Source organism: Inquilinus limosus DSM 16000 (assembly GCF_000423185.1).
Lineage (GTDB): Bacteria > Pseudomonadota > Alphaproteobacteria > DSM-16000 > Inquilinaceae > Inquilinus > Inquilinus limosus.
This window is the reverse complement of sequence record NZ_KE383986.1, coordinates 229,037-241,807: the sequence shown is the minus strand read 5'-3', so window position 1 is coordinate 241,807 and position 12,771 is coordinate 229,037. Positions and strand designations below refer to the sequence as shown.

The 12,771-nt window shown below is 68.9% G+C and carries 11 protein-coding genes; 3 read left to right on the top strand and 8 right to left on the bottom strand.

The window, feature by feature from the left end:
- Positions 1-443 precede the first annotated feature (443 nt).
- Together G537_RS41285 and G537_RS0132735 are read left to right on the top strand one after the other, a co-directional pair.
- A complete protein-coding gene (locus G537_RS41285; protein ID WP_051249425.1) occupies positions 444-2,132 on the top strand; it encodes a glycoside hydrolase in 1,689 nt (562 codons plus the stop codon).
- Between the two features lie 92 nt (positions 2,133-2,224).
- Positions 2,225-3,814 carry an ABC transporter substrate-binding protein gene (locus tag G537_RS0132735; RefSeq protein WP_026873627.1) on the top strand — a complete coding sequence of 530 codons (1,590 nt, stop codon included), beginning with the start codon at positions 2,225-2,227 and terminating at the stop codon, positions 3,812-3,814.
- A gap of 20 nt (positions 3,815-3,834) precedes the next feature.
- Here G537_RS0132735 and G537_RS0132730 read toward each other — a convergent pair whose 3' ends face one another.
- The 7 genes from G537_RS0132730 to G537_RS41280 are packed head-to-tail and all read right to left on the bottom strand — an operon-like array spanning position 3,835 to position 11,744.
- On the bottom strand, positions 3,835-5,616 hold the full coding sequence (locus tag G537_RS0132730) for an ABC transporter ATP-binding protein (RefSeq protein ID WP_026873626.1): 1,782 nt from the start codon (positions 5,614-5,616) through the stop codon (positions 3,835-3,837).
- Positions 5,613-6,563 (bottom strand): acetamidase/formamidase family protein, encoded by a 951-nt coding sequence (locus tag G537_RS0132725; RefSeq protein ID WP_026873625.1) that lies wholly within the window; start codon positions 6,561-6,563, stop codon positions 5,613-5,615. The genes G537_RS0132730 and G537_RS0132725 overlap by 4 nt, the downstream gene beginning before the upstream one ends.
- Positions 6,553-8,175 (bottom strand): ABC transporter substrate-binding protein, encoded by a 1,623-nt coding sequence (locus tag G537_RS0132720; RefSeq protein ID WP_162146182.1) that lies wholly within the window; start codon positions 8,173-8,175, stop codon positions 6,553-6,555. Before G537_RS0132720 ends, G537_RS0132725 begins: the two co-directional genes overlap by 11 nt.
- A 23-nt stretch (positions 8,176-8,198) precedes the next feature.
- On the bottom strand, positions 8,199-9,119 hold the full coding sequence (locus tag G537_RS0132715; protein ID WP_026873623.1) for an ABC transporter permease: 921 nt from the start codon (positions 9,117-9,119) through the stop codon (positions 8,199-8,201).
- Entirely contained in the window at positions 9,119-9,967 is an 849-nt protein-coding gene (locus G537_RS0132710; protein ID WP_026873622.1) for an ABC transporter permease, read from the bottom strand. The genes G537_RS0132715 and G537_RS0132710 overlap by 1 nt, the downstream gene beginning before the upstream one ends.
- A gap of 3 nt (positions 9,968-9,970) precedes the next feature.
- On the bottom strand, positions 9,971-10,570 hold the full coding sequence (locus tag G537_RS0132705; protein ID WP_026873621.1) for an ANTAR domain-containing response regulator: 600 nt from the start codon (positions 10,568-10,570) through the stop codon (positions 9,971-9,973).
- 1 nt (position 10,571) lies between these two features.
- Complete coding sequence (locus tag G537_RS41280; RefSeq protein ID WP_211230591.1) at positions 10,572-11,744, bottom strand: transporter substrate-binding domain-containing protein; 1,173 nt, start codon at positions 11,742-11,744, stop codon at positions 10,572-10,574.
- Between the two features lie 236 nt (positions 11,745-11,980).
- Between G537_RS41280 and G537_RS0132695 the strand changes: the two genes are divergently transcribed.
- On the top strand, positions 11,981-12,220 hold the full coding sequence (locus G537_RS0132695; protein ID WP_026873620.1) for a hypothetical protein: 240 nt from the start codon (positions 11,981-11,983) through the stop codon (positions 12,218-12,220).
- On the opposite strand, the gene G537_RS41275 is transcribed toward G537_RS0132695, so the two are convergent.
- Positions 12,217-12,702: a Pycsar system effector family protein gene (locus G537_RS41275; protein WP_051249423.1), complete on the bottom strand. Its 486-nt coding sequence runs from the start codon at positions 12,700-12,702 to the stop codon at positions 12,217-12,219. The two genes, G537_RS0132695 and G537_RS41275, sit on opposite strands and share 4 nt — an antisense overlap.
- Positions 12,703-12,771: the final 69 nt, after the last annotated feature.

Here is a 12,771-nt window from a genome sequence, read left to right as displayed (position 1 = left end):
GGCGGAACAGGCGCTGGCGGCGCCGGCCTTCGACTCCGGAGCGGTGACTGACCGGACCGGCCGTGCCTGGCATGTGAGCTCCGGCAGCAATGGCTTCTCGATCGAGGCCGCGATCGCGGACGGGGTGCTGCGCCTGTCGATCCGCTCCGACCGGCCTGCCACCCTGGCCTGGCCGAAGACCGCCGATCCGGCAGCGATCACCGCCTATGCCATGCCCTTCGGCGAGGGCCGCTACGTCCCGGCGGACGATCCGGCTTGGCTCGGCTGGCTGACTCGGCGCTACGAGGACGGCGAGCTGAGCGAACAGCTCTCGATGCCGTTCTGGACCGAGCTGCGGCCCGGCGGCTCGATCACCTGGCTGGTCGAGACGCCGTTCAACACCGGCTTCGCCGTCACCGAGGCGGCGGGCCGGCCGCGGCTGGATCTGACCCAAATTCACGCGATTGGCGCCCGGCGCGCCCTATATCGTCCGCATCCTGCCCGGTCCGGCCGATCCGCTGGCCGGGGCGAAAGCCTATCGCGCCTGGTTGCAGGCGACCGGGCGGTTCGTGCCGATGACCGACAAGGTGAAGGCGAACCCGGAGACGGCGAAGCTGGCCGGCGCCGCGCACATCTATCTCTGGTCCACGGGGCTTCTGAAGACCGGAGATGTCCTGCAATGGCGGGCCTTCGTCCGCCAGTTCCAGGCGAAGCTGTCCGATCCCGGGGATGTCGCCGGCAAGCTGTGGCAGGTCTTCGACGCCGGGACGAGGAAGGAGTTCGAGGACGCGTTCAAGGAAGCCGCGGGCGAGAACGGCTTTGTCGCCGCCTATCGGCGGTCGGCGCTGATCCGGGCGATCAATGCCGGCTTGGCAAAGGCCGTGCCGATCGTGCCGGTCGCGCCGCTGCCGGGCAGGCACGACCCGACGGGCGAGGCGGCCTGGGCCGCCGGCCCGGCCAGGGCGGCGCTGGTCGACGGCTTCGGTTCGCTTCTGGCGCCGCCGGAGCGCTGGGGCGGCGGAATGTCGGCCGATACCGTGGCGGCGCTGCGGAAGGCCGGGCTGACCCGACTCTGGCTCGGCACCGAGACTTGGGACGACGCTGTCCTGCATCCGGAGGCCGTCGCCGCCGCCAAGGCGGCGGGCTGGCTGGTCGGCGCCTATGACAGCTATGGCAGCGCCCATCCCACCACCCAGGCCGACACCTGGCCGACCGCCCAGATGGGCGACGAACTGGCGGCGGCGGGCTATCGCGACCGCGACGGGAATCCGGTCACCGGCTTCGGCGGGCGCGGCGTCTATGTCAGCGCGGCGGCCGTCGAACCCTATGCCCGCCGGCGGATGGCGGCGGTGGCGAAGGCGGCCGGGCTGAACAGCCTGTTCCTCGATGTCGATGCCACCGGCATGGTCTATGACGACTACACCCCGGGGCGCGAGACCAGCCAGGCCCAGGATGCCGAGGCCCGCCGCCGCCGGCTCGATGACGCGGCCGCGCTGGGGCTGGTGGTCGGCAGCGAGGGCGGCTCGGCCTTGTTCGCGCCCGATATCGCCTTCGCCCACGGCATGACCACCCAGCCCTTCGCCTGGATGGTGCCGGAGATGAAGGACAAGGCCTCGCCCTATTACCGCGGCAATTACTGGCCGCCGGAGACGCCGTCGCTCTACTTCAACCCGGTGAAGCTGAAGCCGGAGGTGGCGCGCTTCGTCGCCGATCCGCGCTTCCGGCTGCCGCTGTATGAAATCGCGCTGCACGACAGCGTCGTCACCACGCATCATTGGGAATACGGCTCGCTGAAGTTCTCCGGCCAGCGCGAGGCCACGGCGCTGCTGCAACTGCTCTACGCCGTGCCACCGCTCTACCACCTGAACACGACAGTGCTGGACCGCGACCTGCCGGTGATCGCCGCCTACGACCGGGTGTTCCGGCCGCTGCACGAGCGGGCCTTCAACCAGCCGATGACCGATTTCGCGGTGCTGTCGCCCGACCGGCTGCTGCAGCGCTCGACCTTCGGCGACGGCACCACGGTAACGGTGAATTTCGACGCGAAGCCGCGGGCGCTGCCAGACGGCGCGGCGCTGCCGGCGCAGTCGGCCCGGATCGCCGTGCCGGACCAGCCGTCCCGAACGATCGAGATCGGCAAGATCTTCAAATAGGCGGATACGCAAAACTATCAGCGAATCCGCTTGGTCGGCGCCATGAGGCGCGCCTACCATCGCCTTGCACGTCAAACAGGGGGGGGCGTCCAATGAGAACAATCCTCCGCGGTGCCATCGCCGCGATCCTGCTCGGCTGCGCCGCGCTGCCGGCCCGGGCCGAGACGCCGAGGGACACGCTGGTCCAGGCCTACCGGATCGACGACATCATCACGCTCGACCCGGCCGAGGTGTTCGAGTTCTCCTCCACCGAATACCTCGCCCAGGTCTATGACCGGCTGGTCTATTACAATGCCCAGGACCCGGCGAACTTCCGGCCCGGTATCGCCGAGAGCTGGTCCGTCTCCGACGACGGCAAGACCTTCACCTTCAAGATCCGCGACGGCGTGACGTTCCAGTCCGGCAATCCGCTGACCGCCGAGGACGCGGCCTATTCGATCCGCCGCGCCATCAAGCTGAACCTGGGGCCGGCCTTCATCATCGGCCAGTTCGGCCTGAACGCCGAGAACGTCGACAGCATGGTCACGGCGCCGGATGCCCGCACGCTGGTGTTCAAGACCGACCAGGTCTATGCGCCGAGCTTCGTGCTCAACTGCCTCAGCGCGCCCGTCGCCTCGGTGGTCGACTCCAGGACGGTGGAGGCGAACGCCAAGGGCGGCGATTTCGGCCATGACTGGCTGAACACCCACTCGGCCGGCTCCGGCCCCTACAGGCTCGTCACCTGGAAGCCGAATGAGAGCCTCGTGATCGAGCGGTTCGACGATTACTGGCAGGGCAAGCCGGGCTTCCGGCGGATCTTCTTCCGCCATGTGCTCGACCCGACCTCGCAGATGCTGCTGCTGCAGAAGGGCGACGTCGACATCGCCCGCGGCCTGACCGGAGAGCAGATCGAATCGCTGAGGTCGAACCCCGACGTGACGCTGCAGGAGGTGCCGCGCGGCACGATCTGGTACCTGTCGATGAACACCCAGACCGAGCCGCTGAAGAAGGTCGAGGTGCGGCAGGCGCTGAAATACCTGATCGATTACCAGGGCATGGCCGACAGCTTCATGAAGGGCCGGGCCGTGCTGCATGAGAACTTCCTGCCCAAGGGCTTCCTCGGCGCGGTCGACGACGAGCCGTTCAAGCTCGATGTCGACAAGGCCAGGCAGCTTCTGGCGCAGGGCGGTTATCCAGACGGCTTCAAGATCACAATCGATGTATCGGACGGGTCGCCCTATCTCGAAATGGCGCAGTCGATCCAGGCGACCTTCGCCAAGGCCGGGGTGGAGGTCCAGATCATCGCTTCCGACGACAAGCAGACCACCAGCAAGGTCCGGGCGCGCAAGCACCAGCTGGCGATCGGCCGCTGGGGCCCGGACTATCAGGACCCGCACACCAACGCCCAGAACTTCGCCATCAACGTGGACAACGGCGACAACCCGCCGATGAAGACCACCGCCTGGCGCAACGCGTGGGACATTCCGGAGCTGACCCGCGAGACCGAAGCCGCGGTGCTGGAGACCGACACCGCCAAGCGCAAGGCGATGTACGAGGATCTGCAGCGCAAGGTGCGCGAGACCGGGCCATACGCCTTCATGTTCCAGCAGGTCGAGGTGGTCGCCGCGCGCAAGGATGTCCAGGGCCTGGTCTGGGGCCCGGGGACGGAGAACGACTTCTTCTGGCGGGGGAAGAAGGAGTAGAGCCGGAGGCGGGGCGGCGGTTATGCCGCCTCCCGCGCCACCAGATGCCCGCCGCCGACATCGGCCAGGTCGACCAGCACCGGCCGGTAGCCCACCGGCCGCACCGGGCTCGGCACCTCGCCGGACAGGCGCTGGAAATGGTCGCGGCGGCGGCGCGGATCGGCGATCGGTACCGCCTGCATCAGCTTCTTCGTGTAGGGGTGGCGCGGATCCTCGAAGATCTGGCGGCGCGTGCCGGTCTCGACGATCTGGCCAAGATACATCACCGCCACCCGGTGGCTGATCTGCTCCACCACCGCCATGTCGTGCGAGATGAAGAGATAGGCGAGGCCGAGGTCGGCCTGCAACTCGTGCAGCAGGTCGAGCACGCGGGCCTGGACCGAGACGTCGAGGGCGGAGACGGATTCGTCGGCGATGATCGCCTTGGGCGACAGGCTGAGCGCACGGGCGATGCAGATGCGCTGGCGCTGGCCGCCTGAGAACTCGTGCGGGTGGCGGTGGCGCAGCTCCGGCGCCAGCCCGACCCGGCGGAACAGCCATTCGACCCGGTCGGTCAGCTCGCTGCCCTTGGCCAGGCCATGGATCACCAGCGGCTCGGCCACCAGCTCGCCGACGGTCATGCGCGGGTCGAGCGAGGCGTAAGGGTCCTGGAACACCATCTGGATGTTCCGGCGCAGTGGCTTCAGGGCCACGGGGCCCAGGCCCGCGGCCTCGACCCCGGCGATGCGGATCGAGCCGCGCCAGGGCACCAGGCCCATCAGCGCCTTGCCGGTGGTCGACTTGCCGCAGCCGCTCTCGCCGACCAGGGCCAGGGTTTCGCCCGGGTTCAAGACGAAGGACAGGCTCTCGACCGCATGCACGCGCCTGACCGTGCGCTGCAGCAGCCCGCCCGCGATGTCGAAGCGGACGGTCAGGTCCTTGACCTCGACCACCGGCTGGTTCGCCGCCGCGGGCAGGGCAGGGGCGGCGGCGCGCAGCGGCGCGTCGCGGCCGGCCATCTGGCCCAGCTTCGGCACGGCGGCCAGAAGCTGCCGCGTGTAGTCCTGCTGCGGCGCCTCGAACAGCGGCACCACCGGGCCGCTCTCCACCACCCGGCCCTGGCTCATCACCACCACGCGGTCGGCCATCTCGGCCACCACGCCCATATCGTGGGTGATCAGGATCAGGGCGGTGCCGAACCGGCGCTGCAGGTCCCGCATCAGCTCCAGGATCTGGGCCTGGATGGTGACGTCCAGCGCCGTGGTCGGTTCGTCCGCGATCAGCAGCTTGGGCCGGCAGGCCAGCGCCATGGCGATCATCACCCGCTGCCGCATGCCGCCCGACAGCTCGTGCGGATATTGCCGCAGCCGCCGCTCGGGCTCGGAGATGCGCACCGCCTGCAGCGCCTCCAGCGCCGTCTGCCGGGCCTCGCCCGCATCGACCTTGTGGTGTGCGCGGACCGCCTCGCCGATCTGCCGGCCGACCGACATCACCGGGTTCAGGCTGGTCATCGGCTCCTGGAAGATCATCGCGATCTTCCCGCCGCGGACCCGCCGCATCTGGCGTTCCGAAAACGCCAGAAGGTCGCGCCCCTCCAGCAGCACCTGGCCGCCGGCGACCCGCGCCATGGGCTGCGGCAGCAGGCCCATGATGGACAGCGAGGTCATGGACTTGCCGCTGCCCGATTCCCCGGCGATGCACAGAGTCTCGCCGGGGTTCAGGTCGAAGCTCAGATCCTCGACCACCAGCCTCGGCCCTGCCGGCGTCGCGACCTGAGTGCTGAGGTTGCGGACGCTCAGCAGCGGCGTCGTTCCACCGCTCATTCGAAGACGATGCGCGGGAAGTAGAACGACACCACCCAGTTCGGCTGATCGACGATCTCGCTGATCCTGAGGTCGCCGCAGACCGAGCACAGCATGTAGGCGTCGACCGGGGCCATGTTGCGGGTACGGCACAGCAGCTCGATCATCTCCGAGACGGCGACGCGAGCTCCTTCCATCAGGTCGGGTCCGACGCCCGTGGTCACCTCGTAGCCCTTGCCGTCGAGATGCCGAGCCACCGGGCCAGGCGTGGTGAAGCGCGGCATCTTCAGATTGGCGCCCTTCACCAGATCGAGCCGCAGTGTCACCTTCATCGGGCTTTCGATGGCAGTCCCGCAGACCTCGCCGTCGCCCTGGGCGGCGTGGGTGTCGCCGATCGAGAACAGCGCCCCCGCCACCTCGACCGGAAGGTACAGCGTCGCCCCGGCCGCCAGGTCCCGGATGTCGAGATTGCCGCCGACCCGCCGCGGCGGCACCACCGAATGCCGCCCGGGCTCGGCCAAGGCCACCCCGATGGTCCCGGCGAAGGGCTTCAGCGGCACCTTCGCCAGGGTCGAGAACAGGGCGGGGGCCAACGTGTCTGGCTCATAGCGCCAGAGATGCAGCGCCGGGTCCTTGAACTGGTCCGCCAGCAGGCCGAAGCCGGGGATGTTGGCGGTCCAGCCGAAGCCCGACGGCGCGTAGTGGTCGAGCGTGATCTTCAGCGCGTCGCCTGGCTGCGCCCCGTCGACGAAGACCGGCCCGGTCACCGGGTTGACCTTGCCGAAATCGAGCGCCGCGACATCGGCGACCGTGCTGGAGGCGCTGAGCTGGCCGCCCGAGGCGTCCAGGCAGTCGAACTCCAGCGTCGTGCCCGGCGCGATCGTGGCGGCCGGCGGAATCGACCGGTCCCAGCCGAAATGGTGGTGCGCGCCGTGGATCGTGTGGTGGTGATGCGGCTTACTGGACATCTTTGACATACACGTTGTCGTAGTTGACCGGGATGTGCACCGGGTCGACGAACAGGGCGTCGTCGCCGCCCATCCGTTCGGAGCGGATGGTGTAGCGCTGCTCGTTGAACACCGGGGCCCAGGGCGCGTCCTTCATGATGTCGAGGAAGATGTCCCGCCACTTGGCCTCGCGCTCCGCCGCCTTGGCCGGGTCGGCGATCGAATCCGCCTCGGCCGCGCGCTTGTCGAGATCCTCGTTGCAGTACCAGGACCAGTTCCAGCCGCCGGGCACGGCGCCGCCGCAGCCCAGGATCGGGCCGTAGAAGTTGGACGGGTCGGGGAAGTCGGCGATCCAGGCCATGCCGCCGGACCAGATCATGGTCGACTGCTTCTCGTCGCCGCCGGCGGCGATGACGTTGGCCTGGGCCAGGGCCTTGATCTCGGCCTTGATGCCGATCTGGGCCAGGTCCTGCTGGATCGCCTGGGCGATGCGCGGCTGCGGGTCGGTGTTGGCGACATAGAGATCGGTGGTGAAGCCGTCGGCCAGCCCGGCCTCGGCCATCAGCTTCTTGGCGCCCTCGACATCATAGGGATATCCCTTGTAGTCGGCGGCGTAGCCCGGCATCGACGGCGGCAGCGGCTGCGTCGCCGGCTTGGCCCGGCCGTTGATGATGCGGATGATCCGGTCCTTGTTGATCGCCATGTTGACGGCCTGGCGCACCCGGACGTCGTCGAAGGGCTTGGCCTTGACGTTCATGGTGATGTAGCCGGTGTGCAGCTGGTTGCCCTGGATGATCAGGCCCTTATAGGCCGGGTCCTGGGTCACCTCGAGGAACTTGGCCGGCGGGATGCCGTCGCCGGCGATGTCGACTTCGCCGCGCTGCAGCCGCAGCAGCGCCACCACCGGCTCCTGGCCCACCTCGAACACGATCCTGTCGAGATGCGGCAGCCCCTTCTGGAAATAGTCCGGGTTGCGCTCGAACACGATGCGCTGGCCCAGCGTCCACTCCGTCATCTTGAAGGCGCCGGTGCCGACCGGATGCTTGCCGAAATCGGCGCCGTACTTCTCGACCTCCTCCTTCGGCACGACATGCGCGAAGTTCAGCGCCATCTTGTGCAGGAAGGGCGCGTCCGGCCGGGTCAGATGGAACACCACCGTATGGTCGTCCGGAGTGGTGATGCCGCTCAGCGCCTTGGCTTTGCCGGTGGAGACGTCTTCGAAGCCCTGGATCGAATCGAAGAAGCCGGCGCCGGGGCTCTGCGTCTCCGGCTGCACCACGCGGTCCAGCGAATACTTGACGTCGGCGGCCTTCAGCTCGCGGCCGTTGTGGAACTTCACGCCCCGGCGCAGCTTGAAGGTGTAGGTCAGGCCGTCGGCCGAGACCTCGAAGCTCTCGGCCAGGTCCGGCACCAGCTCGGTGGTGCCGGGCTTGTAGTCCATCAACCCGTCGAACAGGCTCTTGATCATCGACCAGTTCTGCCAGTCGTAGCCGATGGCAGGGTCGAGGGTGGTGACGTCGTCCTTGTAGGTGATGGTGATCGAGCCGCCCTGCTTGATCTCCTGGGCCGTGGCGGGTGCCGCCAGGGCCAGGGCGAGAGACGCGGCGCCCGCGAGCAATAAGGTCTTCAGCATGAAACCTCCTGTGGTTCGGCTTGTCACCGCAGTTTGATTCTCGGGTCGATGAAGGGGGCGATCAGGTCGGCCAGAAGGTTGCCCAGCACGATGGCGACGGCCGAGACGAGGGTCACCCCCATGATGATCGGGATGTCGACGCGCTGGATCGCCTGCCAGGTCAGTTGGCCGATGCCGGGCCAGCCGAACACGGATTCGACGACGACGATCCCGCTCATGAACAGGCCGATATCGATGCCGATCATGGCGATGATCGGCAGGAGGGCATTGGGCAGCGCATGCGCCAGCACGACTCGCCACGCGGCGAGGCCCTTGGCCTGGGCGGTGCGCATGTAGTCCTGGCGCAGCACGTCCAGCATCGCGGATCGCATCATCCGCGAATACCAGCCGGCGCCGAGCAGCCCGAGCGTGAGCGAGGGCAGGACGAGGTGGGCGAAGCTGCCGTAGCCGCCGAGCGGGAACCAGGCGAGCTGCCAGGCGAAGACGTAGAGCAGCAGCATGCCGACCACGAATTGCGGCGCCGAGACGCCGATGAAGGAGGTCAGCATCAGCGCGTGGTCGGTCGTGGTGTTGCGCCGCAGCGCCGCGATCACGCCCATGGTCAGGCCCAGCACCAGCTCGCACAGGATGGCGCCGACCATCAGCAGCAGGCTGGCCGGCAGGCGGCTCATGATCAGCGTCGCCACCTCGGTCCGCTGCAGGTAGGAGCGGCCGAGATCGCCCTGCAGCAGGGCGCCGAGATAGCGCAGATACTGCTCGTGGAACGGCCGGTCGAGGCCGAGCTGGGCGCGGATGCTGGCCACCACCTCGGGCGTCGCGCTGCGGCCGGCGATCTGCCGCGCCGGGTCGGCCGGCAGCAGGTACAGCAGCACGAAGGTGACCAGGCTGACCCCGAGCAGGATCAGCACGGCCTGGGCCAGGCGGCGGAGCAGATAGGCGCCCATCAGTGCCGGCCCTTCTGCGTCGGGTCGAGGATGTCGCGCAGCGCGTCGCCGACCAGGTTGAAGGCCAGCGCCAGCAGGATGATGGAGGCGCCGGGGATGAACACCAGCCAGGGCGCGCTGGAGAAGTAGGTCTGGTTCTCGAAGATGATATTGCCCCAGCTCGGCGTCGGCGGCTGCACCCCGATGCCGAGGAAGGAGAGGGTGGCCTCCAGCAGCACCGTGGTGGCGATGCCGAGCGTGCCCCAGACGATGGTGGTGGACAGGAGGTGCGGCAGGATGTGGCGCAAGAGGATGCGGGCGCGGGAGGCGCCGAGGCCCCATTCCGCCTCGATGAAGTCGCGCTCCGCGATCGACCGGGTCTCGGTGTAGATGATCCGGGCGATCTGCACCCAGTTCACCATGGCGATGACCAGCGCCACGATCCACAGCGACGGCCGGAAGATCGCGGCCAGCACGATCGCCAGCAGGAGGGCCGGGAAGGCCATCATCAGGTCGGTGAAGCGCATCATCGCGGCGCCCAGCCAGCCGCCGACGAAACCGGCGACGACGCCGAAGAAGGTGCCGATCAGCACTGCCGCACCGTTGGCGACCACGCCGATGATCAGCGAGGTCTGGGCGCCGTAGACCAGGCGCGAGAACATGTCCCGGCCCAGGAGGTCGGTGCCCATCCAGAAGCGGCCATCCGGGGGCAGGGGGGCGCCCTCCAGCGTCAGCCCGTCGAACATCTGCTCGTCGGGTGAAAAGGGTGCGACCCAGGGGGCGAAGACCGCGGCCGCCACCACGACCAGGATGACGAGCAGGCCGAACAGGGCGAGCTTACGGCGCAGCAGCTGGCTCAGGATCGCCACGGCTCAGCCTCCGCGACGGCCGGCGGCCGGCCCGGTGGTCCCGGCGGCGAGGTCGAGGCAATGCTCCTCGATGCTGCGGCGGCGCTGCATCGCGGCGCTGCGGATCTCGCGGAAGGCGTCCGCCTCGTTCAACCCTCGCTGGGCCATCAGCATCAGGATGGCGCGCACCACCACGGGCCGCAGGCGCAGCCTCGTCTCCAGATCGGCGATCCGGGCCTCGCGGTCACGGCGCTCGGCGAAGCCGTGCTCGGCGATGACGAGGGCGCTGAACACGCCGCCCGAGGCGACCGGCTTCAGCAGATGGGCGGTGGCGCCCTGGGCCAGCACCCAGTCCAGCCGTCCCGGCGCCTCCGACCCGATCAGGGCGACCAGCGGCATCGGCGGCGAACCGGCCGGCCAGGGGAACTGGCCGTCATGGGCGGCGTCGGCGTCGAACAGCACGAAATCGGCGGCCAGGTCGGCCTCGGCCAGCACAGGCCAGGCCGGCCGTGCCGCGATGCCCAGCCGCTCGAGCTGGCGCAGCACGGCGTCGGCCGCGGCGTGCGGCCGATGCAGCACCACGGCGCTGCGGCCGCGGAAGTTCGGGGTGGGGACGCGGCGCATGTCACTTCACCCGCTTCAGCCGCGGGGCGGCGCCGGGCCCGAGGACGCGCCGGGCCAGGGCCGCGGCGTCGAACTCGACCAGATACGGGTCCGGCGCCACCGGCGACGCGGCGCGGTCGAGGATCTCGAAGCCGCCATTGGCTCCGATCCGGCCCAGGCAAGGCGTCAGCGCCGCATGGTTGGTCCGCGGGTCGATGCCGAGCGGCCCCAGCGGCGTGGCGAAGCGGCGGGCGTGCAGGACCGGACGCAGCGCCTCCGGCGCGTCGGTGCCGGCCTCGCGGATCGCTTCGGCCAGCATCCGCACGGCCGCATAGCCGCCGGCGAGGAAGGCGGAGCAGCGCCGGCCGGCGCCGAAGCGCGCTTGCACCCGGTCGCGGAAGGCGCGGTTCTCCGGCGTGTCGACGCTGTCGAAGTAGATCGCGCTGCTGAGATGGCCGGTACCGGCCGGACCCACCAGAGCCAGCTCGCATTCGGTCAGGTTGCAGCTGACGATCGGGCAGCGGTCCGGCCCGAAGGCGGGGTCGCTCTCGGCGAGGTCCCGATAGGCCCGGAAGAAGGCATAGCTCGACGGGCCGATCAGGTTGTTCAGGATGAAGTCCGGCCGCTTCTCCCGCACCTCCTGGACCAGCCTTCCGACATCCTCGCTGCCGATCGGCAGGTAGCGTTCGGCCAGCACTTCGCCGCCGCAGGCGCCGATCAGCTCGCGCGCCACGCGGCTGACCTCCCAGCCCCAGATGTAGTTCGAGCCCAGCAGCGCGGCGCGGGTGCCCCAGCGCGGCAGCACGTGCTGGAACAGCGGCACGATGTGCTGGTTCGGGGCAGCGCCGGTGTAGATCACGGCCTCGCTGCTCTCGAAGCCCTCATAGGGGCAGATGTACCAGAGCAGCGCGTCGTGCTTCTCGATCGTCGGCAGCACCTCCTTGCGCGACAGCGAGGTGATGGTGCCGACGATCTGCCGGCAGCCGCCCTCGCGGATCGCCGCCTCGCACAGCGCATGGTAGCGGTCGATCACGCCTTCGGGGTTGGCGGCGACGGGGACGAGGGTGAAGCCGAAGGCGTCGTCGGCATTGACCTCCTCCAGCGCCATCAGCGCGCCGTCCAGCGCCTCGCGGCCGATCGCGCCATAAGGCCCAGTGGTCGAATAGAGAAGACCGATCGCGTAACTCGCCCGCACGTCCGCCTGTCCCCTGAACGCACGAAACCCCATCGCCCGCCGTCGCCGGCTTGCGGATGGGGCTTCATTGCCGCTCCTGCCCGTCGGGCAAGAAGAATGTCGTGTTGTTGGCCTCAGGATAAGGCCCGGCCGATTTCTGTCAATTGCGATGCAACAATGCGTCCTGGGCCCTGTCCGCCATGACCGTTCGCAGATTGAGGCTGGCTTGATCTCGAAAGAGAGATATCATCTCGGATATGAGAGATTCGCCATCGCAGCTCCTCTTTGGCCTCGGCCACAACGGCGGCCCGCCGCTGGAGGAGGAGCATCCGGATTCCGCGCCGTCCTGGCGCCATTTCTGCTGGCGCAAGGCGCACGCGGCCGCCTGGAAGACGCCGCCGCGCGAGGTGGCGCTGCGCCGCCTGGCCCGCGCCGAGGAGCTGGGCATGAGCTATCGCGACTACACGCTGGCGATCATGGAAGGGACATATCTCTAGCCGGCCGCCATCAGCAGCACATAGCAGAGGATGACCACGGCCAGGCACCGGAAGGCGTAGCCGACATAGCGGTACTTGGCGTGGCAGATCGCGGCCAGGTTGCGGGCGTTGGCGGTGTATTCCGCGACGATGAAGCCGGGCTCGGTCCGGCGGGCGGCATGGGCCAGCCGCTCCCCGGCTTCGGGCCAGGCCGCCCAGTACAGGCACGCGCCCCCGTTGCGCTTGCGCGGCAGCAGCACCAGGGCCACGCAGACCAGCCCGGCGGCCAGGGCCGCGACCAGGATCAGGCACAGCACCCATTTCGCCGAAGGGAAGGGGACGCTGCGGGTCCAGGTGAAGACCGACCGCATCTCCGGCGACCACGCCACCAGCGCGATCAGGAAGGTGAAGATATAGGCCGCCTTCTGGTCGGCGACCTTGATCTGCTCGTGGAAGGTCTGGTTGATGGTCTTCAGATAATCGAGGTGATCGGCGGCGTTCATCGCGGGGGCAAATATCTGATCGAAATGCGGCGAGCGTGAATAGAGGCTGCGCCCGGAAATGACAAGCCG